Source organism: Asticcacaulis solisilvae (assembly GCF_052327315.1).
GTDB classification, from domain to species: domain Bacteria; phylum Pseudomonadota; class Alphaproteobacteria; order Caulobacterales; family Caulobacteraceae; genus Asticcacaulis; species Asticcacaulis solisilvae_B.
Genome location: NZ_CP166196.1, coordinates 2,742,769 through 2,757,163, shown reverse-complemented (window position 1 = coordinate 2,757,163; position 14,395 = coordinate 2,742,769). Strand labels below are relative to the sequence as shown.

Below are 14,395 nucleotides of genomic sequence, written 5' to 3'. Positions count from 1 at the left end.
TAAGTGTAATTGTATAAGTTACAATAGGCGAGTCTTACTGACACACGATCTTGTCGCTGGCCGGCAGCAGCCTGAAGCCCTTTAAGATCATCGGTCCGAGCGGGTTGGGCCAGCTTTCGAAACTGGACACGCCTGGCAGGATGGGACAGGTCGAGGTCGGGCGCTGCTCGTAGCGCCCCTTGCCGATAAGGGACATGGTGGCGTCAAGCTTCAGCGTCCTGGCGAAGGTGTGGTCGACGAAGAGCATCATGCCGGGCTGGCCATTGGCTTGCCCGTAGGACAGCAGAAGCGTGTCGGGCGGCAGGCCGGCCACCTTGTCCTTGGACACATCGCCCTTGATCACCGGCAGGCCGGCATTGGCCGGATCGTCGCCGACCTTATCGCCGGTTTCGATCCGGGCTGGCAGGGCGGGGGCAAACCGGCGGTAAAAGGTTGGTGCCGACAGGGTGTCGCCATCGCGCCTGAACTGGATGGCGATCGTCTCGCCCGGGAAAATCAGGATCGAGCCGTCCGGCAGGACGTAGGGCGAGTGGGTGATGGGAACGGTCCGGTAATGGTCCTTGTCGACGAGTACGACGGCGTCGAAACCACCCGTCCGGCAGGCCGTTGCCTGACAGGCATCCGCCGGCTGCGGCTCAGCGGCAGTCTGCGCGAACGCCGGCGCACCGGCCAGCATGGCGGCCACGGCAAAAGTCGAAATCAATGTACGCATGAAAGCCCCCCTTGTGCATGCGATCAGCCTACTGCGGCTGGCCAGCGGCGGCAAACAGGATTATATCTGCGGAACCGCGTTATCCATCTTTCGCCACAGTTGGCTTGTAGCGTCCACCTAAAGCTGGAGGAGCCGATCATGATGTCTATCCTGGCAATTGCCGCCCTTGCCGGCGGACTGTCATCGCTGGCGCCGGTCAACGACGCGTCCTGGTCTTCGGTCAGGGCGGTCGGCGGTGCGGATCTGGGCAAGGCCTATATCGACGCCGGCCAATGGTACCTGCCGACAGGGATCAATATGGCCGGAAAACCCGGCGTCACCGGGATGAATTCCGGTATCGTCTGTACGGCGATCAAGACGTCGCATAGCCAGACCACCATCTATGTGACTGCCGTCACCAGCGTCGCCATGGGGCAGGCGCAGGCGAGCTGCCCGGCGGCGAAGCTCGGAAAGATCAAGACGGGCACCTATTCGGTGGTCTATCGCGGGCCGACCGAGCCCGATCAGTTGTTGGGTCAGGTAACGCTTGGGGATTAAGCGCCCGGCGTAAAGACCTTGCCGCCGGTCTGACCACGATGGCGCAGATAGGCGTCGAGCAGCACTCACGACATCATGGCTTCGGCTACCGGCACGGGTCGTGGCGGCTTAAAGATGTGACTTATTTTTTTGCTCAGATTGGTACAATTGACCAAATTGAAAATTGACGATACCACCTTTGGGGGAAAATAGGGTGGACGATGAATCGGTACGTTAAAATTTTATTGGGTGTTGTTGGCGCTGTTGTGGTTGGTGCTATTGGGAGTGGCCTTTGGGAAGTTGTGTTCTCTCCTTTGTTTAAGTATTTTGGTTCTTTATTTGTTTATGTTTTTTCTACATTGAATGTGTCTTATGAAAATAGCTTGTATAGCAGGATACCGTATCGCGTGACTTATGGAGATTTGTTGGGAGCTCCGTTGGGAGATACGCTTTTTATTGGATTTCTTATATTTCTATTTATGGATAAAGAAGTATTGGATGTTGAAAGGCGAGCCGGATCAATATTCAGGTTATTGAAAAAGGCATCTGAAGATTCAAAAGCTGAGAATTTTGATGAATATGGCTCTGACGGTTGTCTACATGCCAGGGCGAAGAGGCTAAAATTTAGAATAAAAATGATACGATTTGCTTTGATTTCTTTGTTTTCTTTTGGCCTTTTTATGATTTCACTTGTTAGTGCAAGGTATGAATTTATATCGGGAATTGAAAATAAAGCAGAAATTAGTTTAGCAATTGTTCGGTCAGCATTAGATGACGCTTCATATAATAGGTTATATGCTGAGTATATGAGCATACATAAGAAGGCGGATTATATAAAATTTAAAAATGATATCAATGCGCTAGCGCTCAAGCAGGGGCTTAGTATTCCCATGCAAAAGGGCACTTAATCATTAGCTAAGCGCCCGGCGTAAACACCTTGCCCCCCGTCTGACCGCGGTGACGCAGATAGGCGTCGAGCAGCACGCACGACATCATGGCTTCGGCTACCGGCACGGCGCGGATACCGACACACGGATCGTGGCGGCCCTTGGTGCGCAGCTCGACTTCATGGCCCTCGACATCGATGCTTTCGCGTGTCGTCAGGATGGATGAGGTCGGCTTCAGCGCCATGCGCGCCACGACGGTCTGGCCGGTCGAAATGCCGCCCAGGATGCCGCCGGCGTGGTTCGAGCGGAATTCCGGGCCGTTTTCACCCATGCGCATTTCGTCGGCGTTTTCCTCGCCCGACAACATGGCCGAGCCGAAGCCTTCGCCGATCTCGACGCCCTTGACGGCATTGATGCTCATCAGCGCCGAGGCGAGTTCCGAGTCGAGCTTGCCGTAGAGCGGCGTGCCCCAGCCGGCGGGCACGCCTTCGGCCTGGACCTCGACGACGGCGCCGATCGACGATCCCGCCTTGCGGATGCCGTCGAGATAGTCTTCCCAGCCGGCAACCGCCGACGGATCGGGGCAGAAGAATGGGTTCTGGCCGATCGCCTCCCAGTCCCAGTTGCCGCGTTCGACCTTGTGGACGCCCAACTGTACTAGGGCGCCACGGACGGTCAGACCGCCGACGAGGGTTTGCAGGACCTTGAGCGCCACGGCGCCGGCGGCGACACGCGCCGCGGTTTCGCGCGCGGATGAGCGGCCGCCGCCGCGATAGTCGCGCACGCCGTACTTGGCGAAATAGGTGTAGTCGGCGTGGCCGGGACGGAACTGTCTGGCGATCTCGCCATAGTCCTTCGAGCGCTGGTCGGTGTTTTCGATCAGGATCGAGATCGGCGTGCCGGTGGTGACGCCTTCGAAGACGCCGCTCATGATCCGGGCCAGGTCTTCTTCCTTGCGCTGGGTGACGAAGCGCGAGCCGCCGGGCTTGCGGCGGTCCATGGCCCATTGGATATCGTCTTCCGACAGGGGCACGCCCGGCGGGCAGCCGTCGATGACGCAGCCCAGCGCCGGTCCGTGGCTTTCGCCCCAGGTGGTGACACGGAAAAGATGGCCGAAGGTATTGTGGGACATGAGGAATTCGCCTGCGGAAACTGGCGTTCGCTTAGCGGATTATGATGGTGTAGGCAATCTAGGGCATTTCACCGTTCGGGCGTTTTGCAGGGCCTGTATGAACGGAAAGCGCCATCGAATTTCGCCCGCCCCATTTATGGGGAGGGGGGACCACCCGAAGGGTGGTGGGCGGGGCTCTTGCTTTGCTTTAACGTTGGGTTTTAATTTTCTTTATAAAACAATATATTATATGGAATTGATGAGGCTGCGCTTGTTGCGTCCGTCGCAAGAGCCCCGCCCACCGCCTGACGGCGGTCCCTTCGCTTGCGAAAGCTATACTTTCGCCGCGCTCACCCCATAAACGGGGAGGGCCGAATTCGACCCGCTAAAAAAAATCTATCGCGATGCCTTCAACGTCGCGTCCACCGGCGTGTCGCGGTCGACGCTGAGCTTGCCGTCGGCGTATTTCAGCTCGGCGACCTGGATGACCGTACGCTGGTGCCAGTACGGATCGGTCTTCGCTTCGGGCTCGGCCTCCTGATGAACGAAATAGTAGATGAAGGCGCGGTCGCCGTTGACCACGACGTCGGCGTGCTGGCCTTTGGCGGTGTCGGTCGCGGCGTGGCCGGGCGCTTCCAGCAATCGGCTGTCCTGCAGGGTCCAGGTCTGGGCGTCGTCGGATCGCAATACGATCAGGCCCTTCCAGGCGTCGGCGACCATCCAGTAGAATCCCTTGAAGCGGAACACCTTGGGACCTTCGGCGGACATATCGACGACCGGCGCCGCCTGCCGCGTCCAGTGGACAAGGTCGGTCGAGTCGGCCGCGAAGATGCGGCTGCTCTTGCGCTCGTCCTTGAACCAGATGCGGTACGTGCCGCTATCCAGCTTGACGACGCTGGCGTCGATGATGCGGTCCGATCCCACATCCAGCGTATCGCCGCACGCCCAGTGTTCGAGGTCCGGACTGGTCAGGTGCACGATCTTTCGATCGCCGTTCCAGGTTTTGAAAACGCCCGGCACGACGGTCAGCCACATATGATAGGTGCCGGATTCGTAATAGATTTCCGGCGCCCACAGCGTGGCGCCCGTACAGCTTTCCGGGATTTTCGCCATACCGCCATACGTCCACTTCATGCCATCCTTCGATGTGGCGATGCCGATAGGCGTGCCGTGCACCCAGGACACGTCCTTAGGGTCCGGCAGTTTCAGCGTCGCGCGGCGGTTGGTGTAGAACATGGCCCAGCGCTTGTGTGCGCTGTCATAGACGGTCGATACGTCGGCGGCGCCATCATAGACCGGATCGCGATAGAGCGGCTTGGGCGCGGTTGCCGCCAGGGCGGGTGCGGTGGTCAAAAGCAGCAAACCTGTCAGGGCGATCGCGCGCATAGCATTTTCCTCTATTGTAGGACAATTTCACGGTTTAAATCCATTTATCCGTCGCGACAATTTTTTTCGTTCGCAAATTCCCGTCCCCGCGCCATATGTTTGCGTGTGAAACTTTTGCGGTCGCGGCCGGAGGCTCCATGCTGAAACTGTTGGGCAAAATTCCGTTCTGGATGAAGACCCTGGTCGCCTTCGCCGCCGGTGTCGCTGTCGCGCTGTGCTGGGGCAAGGACGCGGTCGCCGTCTTCGATCCCATCGGCAACACCTATATCCGCGCCATCAAGATGCTGGTGGCGCCGCTGGTCTTCTTCACCATCGCGGCGTCGATCGCGCGGCTGGGTCACGGCGAGGGCGATCACGAAAACGGCTCAGGCGGCCGGGCGTTGCGTCTGGGCGCCTATACGATCGGCTGGTTCATGATCACGTCTGCCATTGCCGTGTCGGTGGGCCTGGCGATCGGCATCTACTTCCAGCCGGGCCATGGCGTCGGCGTGCTGCCGGTCGATCCGTCGCCTATCAAGGCCGTGCCGGGCCCCGTCGAGGTTCTGACCGGCATTGTACCGTCGAACATCTTCCAGAGCTTTGCCGAGGGAAAAGTCCTCAGCATCGTCGTCTTCGCCATCCTGGTCGGCGCGGCGCTGGGCGCGCTCGGCCAGAAGACGCGCGAACTGTCGACCCTGATCGACCAGGGTTCGCAGGTCATGTTCAAGCTGACGCGCTGGATCATCCAACTGACGCCGATCGGCGTCTTCGGCCTGATCGGTTCGGTGGTGGCGTCGTACGGGCTTGAGGCGTTGAAGCCGCTGATCCCCTATATCGGCCTGATCTATCTCGGCTGCCTGATCGAAATCTTCATCGTCTATCCGACACTTTTGAAGATCCACGGCCTGCGAGTCAGGGGCTTCTACAAGGGCATCTTCACCGCCCAGCAGACGGCCTTCTTTACCTGCTCGTCGATCGGCACCCTGCCGGTGTCGCTGCAGGTCGCGGTCGATAACCTGAAGCTGCCCAAGTCGTTTGCCGGCTTCGCCCTGCCGCTGGGCGCCAATATGAAGATGGACGGCTGCGGCGCCATCTATCCGGCGATCTCGTCGATCTTCATCGCCAACTATTTCGGTATCCACCTGACGCCGACCCACTATGTCATTATCGCGTTGAGCTCGATCCTGGGGTCGCTGGCCACCGCCGGCGTGCCCGGCGTGGCGACCGTCATGCTGACCGTGACCCTGTCGGCGGCGGGCCTGCCGCTGGAAGGGCTGGCCATCCTGGCGGCGATCGACCGTATCCTCGACATGATGCGCACGGCGACCAATGTGACCAGCCAGATCCTGGTCGCCACCCTGGTGGCCCGTGAAAACGGCCTGATCGAGACCGGTTCGCCTCTGCTCAACAGCCCGAAAAAGCTCAGTCCTTCGACCAGCGGCTGAGCAGGTCGCGGCGCAAAACCTGGAACGTGCCGTCAGCGATGGCGGCACGCATGCGGATCATCAGCGCCTGGAAGAAGGCGATGTTGTGCCACGACAAAAGCACCTGGCCGAGAATTTCCTCGGCCCGCACCAAGTGGTGCAGATAGGCCTTGGAATAGTCGCGGCTGGCCGGGCAGTCCGAGGCCGCATCGAGCGGTGTGTCGTCCTCGGCGAAGCGGGCATTCTTCATGTTGATCGGCCCGTCCCACGTCCACACCTGGCCGTGGCGGCCCGAACGCGTCGGCAGCACGCAGTCGAACATGTCGACGCCGCGGGCGACGCCTTCCAGCAGGTCGATCGGCTTGCCCACGCCCATCAGGTAGCGTGGCCGGTCCCACGGCAGCAGCGGGGTGCAGAAATCGAGCGTGTCGCACATGGCCTGGTGGCCTTCGCCAACCGCCAGGCCGCCGATGGCGTAGCCGTCGAAGCCGATATCGAGCAGGCGTTCGGTCGATTCCCGGCGCAGGTGTTCGAAGGTCGAGCCCTGCTGGATGCCGAACAGGGCCTGAGTATCGCGCGTGCCGAAGGCCTGTTTCGACCGCAGGCCCCAGCGTGCCGACAATTGCAGCGCCTGTTGCGCGCGCTTTTCCTCGGCGGGGTAAGCAACGCATTCGTCGAGCTGCATGACGATATCGGAGCCGAGAAGGTCGGCCTGGATTTCGATCGAGCGTTCCGGCGACAGGACGTGCTTCGAGCCATCGATATGCGAGGCGAAGGTGACGGCGTCTTCCTTGACCTTGGAAATGTTCGACAGGCTCATCACCTGGAAGCCGCCGCTGTCGGTCAGGATCGGGCCGTCCCAGCCCATGAACTTATGCAAGCCGCCCAGGCGTTTGACGCGCTCGGGCCCCGGGCGAAGCATCAGGTGATAGGTGTTGCCGAGGATGATCCTGGCGTGGGCCTGCCGCACCATGTCGAGCGTCAGCGCCTTGACCGTGGCGGCCGTGCCGACGGGCATGAAGATGGGGGTTGGGATATCGCCGCGCGGCGTTTTCAAAACGCCCGTGCGGGCCTGGCCGTCGTGGGCGTGGATTTCGAACGGAAAAGCACTCATCGCGGCGTCATAGCGGCGAAGTTATAAGAGGTCCACAGATTACACAGATTATTCCGAGGTTGAGGCCGCGGTCGTAAGATTGACCACGGATGACACGGATACGCCGCTTCGCGGCGACACGGATTTCATACTAAAGGTCGATTGGCGTGCCCGTTGCTGAGTTGAATGCGCTTCGCGCTTCTTATCCGTGTTGGCGCGCAGCGCCTATCCGTGTCATCCGTGGTAAAATCTAATCTGTGAAATCTGTGTAATCTGTGGATTTCACTTACTTCCTGGACGTGTTGGTCAGCAAACACGCGTCGCCATAGCTGAAGAAGCGATAGCCCGAGGCGATGGCGTGGTCATAGGCCGCGCGCATATTGTCGGTGCCGGCCAGCGCGCACACCAGCATGAACAGGGTCGATTTCGGCAGGTGGAAGTTGGTGAGCAGAAGATCGCACGACCGCACGCGTACGCCCGGCGTAATGAAGATGGCAGTCTCGGCGGCGAACGGATGGATGGCACCATTGTCGTCGCACGCGCTTTCGATCAGGCGTAAGGACGTCGTGCCGACGCAGACGATGCGGCCGCCGTTCCGGCGCGCGGCGTTGATACGATCCGCGGTCTCAGGCGTCACCACGCCGAATTCGGCGTGCATGACGTGGTCCTTCGTGTCCTCGACCTTGACCGGCAGGAAGGTGCCCGCGCCGACGTGCAGCGTCACGCGTTCGACCTGCACGCTTTTCTTTTGCAACTGGTCGAGCAGGCTGGGGGTGAAGTGCAAGCCGGCTGTCGGCGCGGCGACCGAGCCGGCCTCGTTGGCAAAGATGGTCTGGTAGTCGCTTTTGTCCTGCTCGTCCTCGCGGCGCTTCGAGCGAATATAAGGCGGCAGGGGCATGGCGCCAACCGTCTGCAAGTTCCCAATCATGTCTTGCGGTTCGCAATCGAAGCTTAAAACGTAGGCGCCGTCCTCGCCTTTGGATTCGGTTTCGGCTTGCAAGCTGAAGGTCGAATTCTCTGGACTTGTAAAATGCAATGTATCGCCAGGGCGCACGCGGCGTCCTGGCTTGACGAAGGCCTGCCAGCGCGTCGGTTCCAGCGACTTGATCAGCGTCGCCTCGATGGGCGTCTCGGCGCCGTCGCGGCGGCGGACGCCATGAAGCTGCACCGGCAGGACGCGCGTATCGTTGACGACCAGAAGGTCGCCGGCCTTCAGGAAATCGCCGATATCGCCGACATGGGCGTCGGTAAGCGTCGCGCCGTCGACGCGAAGCAGGCGCGCGCTTTCGCGCGGCTCGGCGGGACGCAGGGCGATGCTGTCGGGAGGGAGGTCGAAATCGAAATCGGAAACAAGCATGGGCGGACCTTGAAAATCGGTCCGTGTCAAAGCGCGCAAAAACCCGTCAGGTCAAGTTTGTTATGCGATGGCGCGGCGTTGGCGCCGCTGGTCTTCGATCCAGCACATGGCTTCCTCGACCAGGGCAAAGCCTTCGACGGTGCGTCCAGGGAAGGCGCCGCGCGTGATCGGCAGGCGGGCGTGAACCAGGGGATCGTCGGTCACGATACCGATGCAGGTGCCGGCATCGCGCCCCTGCGCCAGCATCTGCCAGCGCCGCCCGAGCTCTTCGATTTCGTCGGCGGTGACCAGGCCTTCGTGGCGACGCAGATCGACGATGTTGTCGTACTTCCACGGCTGATCGACCTGGCTGAGTTGGTCGATCATGCTGACATTGATGTCCGCGCCGTCTATGCCGCCGATATAGCGGAACAGGATGATGCGGTTCGAATTGTCGACCGACAGGGTCAGGCGGGATCGGGTCATGGCGCGGAAATACGAAAAACAAAAAACCGGAGCGCGGGCACGCTCCGGTTCGTTGTTATCATAAACGGCTTAACCCATGGTTATGACCCGGGGTTACGCAGGCGTTACGCCTCGACGTCGGCGGCGACGCGCATGGTGACGATCTTGCCGGGCGTGCGCGGCGGCTCGCCCTTCGGCAGGGCGTCGACATTGTCCATGCCGTCGGTGACTTCGCCCCACACCGTGTACTGGCGGTCGAGGAAGCGGGCGTCGGCGAAGCAGATGAAGAACTGGCTGTCGGCCGAGTCGGGGTTCTGCGAACGCGCCATCGAGCAGGTGCCGCGCACGTGCGGTTCGTCGTTGAATTCCGCCTTCAGCTTCTTGCCCGAACCGCCGAAGCCCTGGCCCTGGGGATCGCCGCCCTGAGCCATGAAGCCCGGGATGACGCGGTGGAAGACGATGCCGTCATAGAAGCCTTCGCGCGCCAGCTCCTTGATGCGCGCGACGTGGTTCGGCGCCAGGTCAGGACGCAGGCGGATCGTCACCGGGCCGGTGTCGAGCGTGAGGATCAGAGTGTTTTCGAGGTCTTCGGCCATGTGGGGCTCCTTGATTGGTACGGCCGACATAGGCCAACATCGCAGGCATTTCAAATAAAAGTCGAATGAGGATCAGCCCGCGCATTCTTTCGGCTTGTCGGCGCCGAACAGGGCGCATGACCGCGTGATCTCGTCGCGGATCATCCCGCACGCATTGGCGACATTGCACGGTGGATGACTGGCCGGGCTGACCATCAGGCAGCGCTCGGTCAGGCGTTTGGCCGCCGCCTTGCCGATCTGCTGGTCGCAACGCAGGGAATCCTTGTCCGCCGAAGCCGAGGTGGCCGAAGGCGCGGTGACTGCCGGTGGTGGCGCGCCGGCCGGTCCGGTCAATGTGCCGTTGGGCAGGCCGGGCGCCTGGGGCGCGGTCTGGGTGGGCGACTGGGCGACGACGGGCTTGGGGCTCGGCTTGCACGCGGGCACGATCAGGCACAACAGGAGAAGGGCGCTCAAACGCACTGGACGCATACCGGCCTCCGGCGATGGTCAACGGGCGCACCGTACAGCAAAAGCGTTTCCCCGTCAGGGCAAATGCGGGTATAGCGGCGCGCATGAATGATACTCCAGATAATGAGCGCCGGCGGATGGTCAAGCCGCCGACCAGCGGAAAGGCGGCCGGGCGCGGCATCGGCCACACCAAGCTGAAGACCGCCAAGGACCGCACGACCTCGTCGCAGAAGTGGCTGGAACGGCAGCTGAACGACCCGTATGTCGCCCAGGCCAAGGCCGAGGGCTGGCGGTCGCGCGCCGCCTTCAAGCTGATGGAAATCGACGATCGCTTCCATGTACTGAAGCGTGGCAACCGTATCGTCGACCTCGGCTGCGCGCCGGGCGGCTGGGTGCAGGTGGCGCTTAAGCGCGGAGCGGCCTTCGTCGCCGGTGTCGATCTTCTGCCCGTCGATCCGATCCCGGGTGCCGAGCTGCTGCAGGCCGACTTCACCGACCCGGCGGTCAGCCGGCAACTGATGGATCTGATGCACGGCGCGCCCGACGTCATCCTGTCGGACCTGGCGCACAATACGGTGGGCCACAAGCAGACCGACCACCTGAAGATCATGGGGCTGCTGGAAATGGCGTCGGACTTCGCGCTCGATAACCTGAAGCCCGGCGGCGCCTTCGTCGCCAAGGCCTTCCAGGGTGGCGAGACCGAGCACCTTCTGCTCAAGCTCAAGCTCAGCTTCGACACGGTCAAGCACTTCAAGCCCAAGTCCAGCCGTGCCGACAGCTCGGAAATCTATATCGTCGCCCTGGGCTACAAGGGGCAATGACGTGCTGCCTTGGATATATCTCGGGATCGCGGGGCTGCTTGAGACCTGCTGGGCGATCGGGCTGAAATACAGCCAGGGTTTCACCAGGCCCGTCCCGACGATCTTTACCGCCGTGACGCTGATCCTTTCCATGGTCCTGCTGGCCAGGGCGGCCGACAGCCTGCCGATCGGCACGGCCTACGCCGTCTGGGTCGGCATCGGCGCTTTCGGGGCGGCGGTGCTGGGCATCGTCCTGTTCCATGAGCCGGTGACGCCGCTCAGGGTCTTTTTCATGGTCATGCTGCTGGGCGCGATCGTCGGCCTCAAGGCGACGGCTTCGGCATAAACGAAACATTTCAGGCCGAAATGACATGTCATCGCGATCTGAAACTTTTTGACCTGAGCCTCTTTACCTCTCCGGCGGTTTGACCTATGCACAGCCCGCAAAATGGAGAGTCCTTATGGATATACGCGAAGGCCTAACCTTCGACGACGTTTTGCTCGAACCGGGTCCGTCCGACGTGATGCCGACCCAGGTTGACACACGTACGAAGTTCACCCGCGACATCACGCTGAACATCCCGCTCGTCTCGTCCGCCATGGATACGGTCACCGAGGCGCGCCTGGCGGTCGCCATGGCCCAGGCCGGCGGCATGGGCATCGTCCACCGCAACCTGACCAACGAGGAGCAGGCCGACGAGATCCGCGCCGTGAAGCGCTTCGAGTCGGGCATGGTCATCAACCCGATCACCATCCATCCCGATACCAAGGTCGCCGAAATCCGCGACATCATCGCGCGCCGACATATCTCGGGCTTCCCGGTGATCGAGCGCGAGACGAAAAAGCTGGTCGGCATACTGACCAATCGCGACATCCGGTTTGAGGGCGACGGCTCCAAGACCGCGGCCGACCTGATGACGCGCGACGGCCTGATCACCGTCACCGAAGGCGTCGACCAGGAAAAGGCGCGGGGCCTGATGGCCCTGCACCGTATCGAGCGCATCATCGTCGTCGACGAAGCCTATCGCGCGGTCGGGCTGATCACCGTCAAGGACATGGAAAAGTCGCAGGCCTATCCCAACGCCGCCAAGGACGCCGCCGGGCGCCTGCTGGTGGGGGGCGCCTCGACCGTCGGCGATGCCGGCTATGAGCGTTCGCAGGCCCTGATCGACGCCGGCGCCGACGTCGTCGTCATCGACACCGCCCACGGCCACTCCAGCCTGGTCAGCGAAGCCGTTCGCCGCATCAAGCGCGAATACAACCACGTCCAGATCGTCGCCGGCAATGTCGCCACCTTCGACGCCACGCGCGCCCTGATCGACGCCGGCGCCGACGCCGTCAAGGTCGGCATCGGCCCGGGCTCGATCTGCACCACGCGCATGGTCGCCGGTGTCGGCGTGCCGCAGCTGACCGCCATCATCGACAGCGTCCGCGCGGCGCGCGACGCGGGCGTGCCCATCATCGCCGACGGCGGCATCAAGCTGTCGGGCGACCTGGCCAAGGCCATCGCCGCCGGGGCCTCGACCGCCATGTTGGGGTCGATGTTTGCCGGCACCGAAGAGGCGCCGGGCGAGGTCATCCTGTACCAGGGCCGTTCGTACAAATCGTACCGCGGCATGGGCAGCGTCGGTGCCATGACGTCGGGCTCCGCCGACCGCTACTTCCAGAAGGAGGTCCGCGACTCGATGAAGCTGGTGCCGGAAGGCATCGAAGGCCAGGTGCCTTACAAGGGCCCGATCGCCCCGGTTATCCACCAGCTGGTGGGCGGCCTTCGCGCCGCCATGGGTTATGTCGGCGCCCCAACCGTGGATGCCTTCCAGGAACGCGCGCGCTTCGTCCGCATCACCGGTGCGGGCCTGCGCGAAAGTCACGTCCACGATGTCATGATCACGCGTGAGGCGCCGAATTACCGGCAATAGGAGTCTGGATGACAGAGGAACTACGCATCGCGGTTTACGCGGCGGGATTGGGGATTTTCCAGTTGCTGCTGGCCGCGGAGTGGCCGCTGTTCACGCCGGGCTACATGAAGTGGAACGCCGGACCGCGCGATAAACCGTTCGAGACCGGCGCAAAAGCGGGCCGGCTCAAGCGGGCCTTCGCGAACTTCATGGAAACCTATGTTTTCTTTGCGGTTATCGTCGTTGCCCTGGCTTTCATGCATAAGTCCGACGCCCTGTCGCTGGCGGGCGCCTGGACCTATCTGATCGCCCGCATCGTCTATGTCCCGCTTTACGCCTTCGCCGTCACCTACGTCCGCTCGCTGGTCTGGATCGTGTCGCTTGCCGGCATTCTGATGACCGCCTGCAGTTTGTTGTTTTAAAGGATTTGCATTGACCCCCGCCGCCCGTCTCCAGGCCACCGCCGACATTCTCGACCAGATGAGCGGCACGCGTGCGAGCGCTGAACTTGTCTTGAAAACCTGGGGCCAGAACAACCGCTACGCCGGTTCCAAGGATCGCCGTGCCATTGCCGACCGCGTCTATGCCTGCCTTCGCGCCAAGGCCCGTCTGTTGTGGGCCATGGGCAAGGACGAGAAAGCCAAGGACGGCGGTAGAGCCATGGTGCTGGCGTCGCTGTCGCTGATCGACGGCCTGCCGCTTTCCGATATCGAAGACCTGTTCAGCGGCACGGGCTATGGGCCCAAGCCCCTGACGGGCGAAGAACGTGCGCGTTTGTCGTCGGCGGGTGAGGGCGAAGCTCCGGGCTGGATCGATACGGGCATGCCGGCCTTTGCCGCCGAACGCCTGAAAGCTGTCTACGGCGATCGCTGGCTGAACGAGGCCGAGGCGCTGATGCTGCCGCGCGCGCCGATCGACCTGCGCGTCAACGGCGACCGCGCGCCGCTCATCTCGGGTCTTGAGATGCTGGGCTATCGCCCTGAAGCGACACCGTTTTCCGCCTTTGGGATTCGGTTGCCGGCCGAACCGCCACCCAATGTCCGCGCCCTGCCGGCCTTCCGCCAGGGCCAGATCGAGATCCAGGACGAGGGCTCGCAACTGGCGGGCTTCCTGGCCGGCGCCAAACCCGGCATGACGGTCGTCGACTATTGCGCCGGTGGTGGCGGCAAGACGCTGGCCCTGCTGCAAGCCATGGACGGGCAGGGGCGGCTGATCGCTTCGGACGTGGAACGCACACGCCTCAACAATATCAAGCCGCGCCTGGCGCGCGCCGGGCTCGAAGCCGACCTGCGGCAACTGGGGCCGGAGGGCGAAGGCATGGAGGACCTGGAAGGCCAGGCCGATCTGGTGCTGGTCGACGCCCCGTGCTCGGGCTCGGGCGTGTGGCGTCGCCGGCCGGAAACCGCGCATCGCCTGGAAGAGGCCGAAGTCGCGCGCCTGCACGCTTTGCAATCGGCTATTCTCGGCCGCGCGGCCAAGCTGGTGAAGCCCGGTGGTCTGCTGGCCTACGCCACCTGTTCGATCCTGCCGGATGAGAACGAGGCCACCGCCGACGCGTTTGAAGGTTCCCACCCCGAATTTGCACCGCGCGCCATCTCTGAGGCGCTCGACACACCCGCCATTACGCCTGAGGGGGCAAAAACCCTCGAAACCCTGGCGCAGGGCCACCGCCTGCGCTTAAGCCCGGGAACCAGCCACACGGATGGTTTCTTCGTCTCGCTCTACCGCCGCAAGGCGTAAACGGA

At 62.2% G+C, this 14,395-nt stretch carries 16 protein-coding genes; 8 read left to right on the top strand and 8 right to left on the bottom strand.

All coding sequences use genetic code 11. From position 1 onward, the window contains the following. Positions 1-34: 34 nt before the first annotated feature. The gene (locus AB8717_RS13085; protein ID WP_443747770.1) at positions 35-712 is read right to left on the bottom strand and encodes a hypothetical protein; all 678 of its coding nucleotides are present in this window, start codon (positions 710-712) and stop codon (positions 35-37) included. A gap of 138 nt (positions 713-850) precedes the next feature. Here AB8717_RS13085 and AB8717_RS13080 point away from each other — a divergent pair, with 138 nt between their 5' ends. Beyond that, a complete protein-coding gene (locus AB8717_RS13080) occupies positions 851-1,249 on the top strand; it encodes a hypothetical protein (protein ID WP_443747769.1) in 399 nt (132 codons plus the stop codon). 200 nt (positions 1,250-1,449) lie between these two features. Further along, positions 1,450-2,136, top strand: coding sequence for a hypothetical protein (locus tag AB8717_RS13075; RefSeq protein WP_443747768.1), 687 nt, complete (start codon positions 1,450-1,452; stop codon positions 2,134-2,136). A gap of 7 nt (positions 2,137-2,143) precedes the next feature. On the opposite strand, the gene aroC is transcribed toward AB8717_RS13075, so the two are convergent. Further along, positions 2,144-3,247 (bottom strand): chorismate synthase, encoded by a 1,104-nt coding sequence (gene aroC, locus AB8717_RS13070; RefSeq protein ID WP_443747767.1) that lies wholly within the window; start codon positions 3,245-3,247, stop codon positions 2,144-2,146. 375 nt (positions 3,248-3,622) lie between these two features. Further along, positions 3,623-4,612, bottom strand: a complete 990-nt coding sequence (locus tag AB8717_RS13065) for a glycoside hydrolase family 43 (RefSeq protein WP_443747766.1) — start codon at positions 4,610-4,612, stop codon at positions 3,623-3,625. A gap of 137 nt (positions 4,613-4,749) precedes the next feature. Between AB8717_RS13065 and AB8717_RS13060 the strand changes: the two genes are divergently transcribed. Then, positions 4,750-6,036, top strand: coding sequence for a dicarboxylate/amino acid:cation symporter (locus AB8717_RS13060; RefSeq protein WP_443747765.1), 1,287 nt, complete (start codon positions 4,750-4,752; stop codon positions 6,034-6,036). Here the strand turns inward: AB8717_RS13060 and tgt are convergent. The 5 genes from tgt to AB8717_RS13035 form a co-directional block, all read right to left on the bottom strand. Beyond that, on the bottom strand, positions 6,014-7,129 hold the full coding sequence (gene tgt / locus AB8717_RS13055; protein WP_443747764.1) for a tRNA guanosine(34) transglycosylase Tgt: 1,116 nt from the start codon (positions 7,127-7,129) through the stop codon (positions 6,014-6,016). The genes AB8717_RS13060 and tgt overlap by 23 nt on opposite strands. A 265-nt stretch (positions 7,130-7,394) precedes the next feature. Then, positions 7,395-8,465 carry a tRNA preQ1(34) S-adenosylmethionine ribosyltransferase-isomerase QueA gene (gene queA / locus AB8717_RS13050; protein ID WP_443747763.1) on the bottom strand — a complete coding sequence of 357 codons (1,071 nt, stop codon included), beginning with the start codon at positions 8,463-8,465 and terminating at the stop codon, positions 7,395-7,397. A gap of 60 nt (positions 8,466-8,525) precedes the next feature. Further along, a complete protein-coding gene (locus AB8717_RS13045) occupies positions 8,526-8,930 on the bottom strand; it encodes a hypothetical protein (protein WP_443747762.1) in 405 nt (134 codons plus the stop codon). A gap of 104 nt (positions 8,931-9,034) precedes the next feature. Next, on the bottom strand, positions 9,035-9,505 hold the full coding sequence (locus AB8717_RS13040; RefSeq protein WP_443747761.1) for a peptidylprolyl isomerase: 471 nt from the start codon (positions 9,503-9,505) through the stop codon (positions 9,035-9,037). A 72-nt stretch (positions 9,506-9,577) separates the two neighbouring features. Then, the gene (locus AB8717_RS13035; protein ID WP_443747760.1) at positions 9,578-9,973 is read right to left on the bottom strand and encodes a hypothetical protein; all 396 of its coding nucleotides are present in this window, start codon (positions 9,971-9,973) and stop codon (positions 9,578-9,580) included. Positions 9,974-10,056: 83 nt separating this feature from the next. On the opposite strand from AB8717_RS13035, the gene AB8717_RS13030 reads away from it, so the two are divergent. The 5 genes from AB8717_RS13030 to AB8717_RS13010 all read left to right on the top strand — a co-directional run bounded on the left by AB8717_RS13030 (position 10,057) and on the right by AB8717_RS13010 (position 14,390). Next, positions 10,057-10,773 carry an RlmE family RNA methyltransferase gene (locus tag AB8717_RS13030; protein WP_443747759.1) on the top strand — a complete coding sequence of 239 codons (717 nt, stop codon included), beginning with the start codon at positions 10,057-10,059 and terminating at the stop codon, positions 10,771-10,773. Positions 10,774-10,777: 4 nt separating this feature from the next. After that, entirely contained in the window at positions 10,778-11,098 is a 321-nt protein-coding gene (locus AB8717_RS13025; protein ID WP_443750890.1) for a DMT family transporter, read from the top strand. A gap of 115 nt (positions 11,099-11,213) precedes the next feature. Further along, entirely contained in the window at positions 11,214-12,671 is a 1,458-nt protein-coding gene (gene guaB / locus AB8717_RS13020; RefSeq protein WP_443747758.1) for an IMP dehydrogenase, read from the top strand. 8 nt (positions 12,672-12,679) lie between these two features. Continuing rightward, the gene (locus AB8717_RS13015) at positions 12,680-13,072 is read left to right on the top strand and encodes an MAPEG family protein (protein WP_443747757.1); all 393 of its coding nucleotides are present in this window, start codon (positions 12,680-12,682) and stop codon (positions 13,070-13,072) included. Between the two features lie 10 nt (positions 13,073-13,082). Further along, entirely contained in the window at positions 13,083-14,390 is a 1,308-nt protein-coding gene (locus AB8717_RS13010) for an RsmB/NOP family class I SAM-dependent RNA methyltransferase (RefSeq protein WP_443747756.1), read from the top strand. Positions 14,391-14,395: the final 5 nt, after the last annotated feature.

Excerpts from the sequence above, each read along its gene's own strand:
- AB8717_RS13075 (WP_443747768.1), top strand. The coding sequence starts at position 1,450 with ATGAATCGGTACGTTAAAATTTTATTGGGTGTTGTTGGCGCTGTTGTG.
- tgt (WP_443747764.1), bottom strand. The coding sequence starts at position 7,129 with ATGAGTGCTTTTCCGTTCGAAATCCACGCCCACGACGGCCAGGCCCGC.
- AB8717_RS13080 (WP_443747769.1), top strand. The coding sequence starts at position 851 with ATGATGTCTATCCTGGCAATTGCCGCCCTTGCCGGCGGACTGTCATCG.
- AB8717_RS13060 (WP_443747765.1), top strand. The coding sequence starts at position 4,750 with ATGCTGAAACTGTTGGGCAAAATTCCGTTCTGGATGAAGACCCTGGTC.
- AB8717_RS13085 (WP_443747770.1), bottom strand. The coding sequence starts at position 712 with ATGCGTACATTGATTTCGACTTTTGCCGTGGCCGCCATGCTGGCCGGT.
- queA (WP_443747763.1), bottom strand. The coding sequence starts at position 8,465 with ATGCTTGTTTCCGATTTCGATTTCGACCTCCCTCCCGACAGCATCGCC.
- AB8717_RS13030 (WP_443747759.1), top strand. The coding sequence starts at position 10,057 with ATGAATGATACTCCAGATAATGAGCGCCGGCGGATGGTCAAGCCGCCG.
- aroC (WP_443747767.1), bottom strand. The coding sequence starts at position 3,247 with ATGTCCCACAATACCTTCGGCCATCTTTTCCGTGTCACCACCTGGGGC.
- AB8717_RS13035 (WP_443747760.1), bottom strand. The coding sequence starts at position 9,973 with ATGCGTCCAGTGCGTTTGAGCGCCCTTCTCCTGTTGTGCCTGATCGTG.
- AB8717_RS13045 (WP_443747762.1), bottom strand. The coding sequence starts at position 8,930 with ATGACCCGATCCCGCCTGACCCTGTCGGTCGACAATTCGAACCGCATC.
- AB8717_RS13065 (WP_443747766.1), bottom strand. The coding sequence starts at position 4,612 with ATGCGCGCGATCGCCCTGACAGGTTTGCTGCTTTTGACCACCGCACCC.
- guaB (WP_443747758.1), top strand. The coding sequence starts at position 11,214 with ATGGATATACGCGAAGGCCTAACCTTCGACGACGTTTTGCTCGAACCG.
- AB8717_RS13040 (WP_443747761.1), bottom strand. The coding sequence starts at position 9,505 with ATGGCCGAAGACCTCGAAAACACTCTGATCCTCACGCTCGACACCGGC.
- AB8717_RS13015 (WP_443747757.1), top strand. The coding sequence starts at position 12,680 with ATGACAGAGGAACTACGCATCGCGGTTTACGCGGCGGGATTGGGGATT.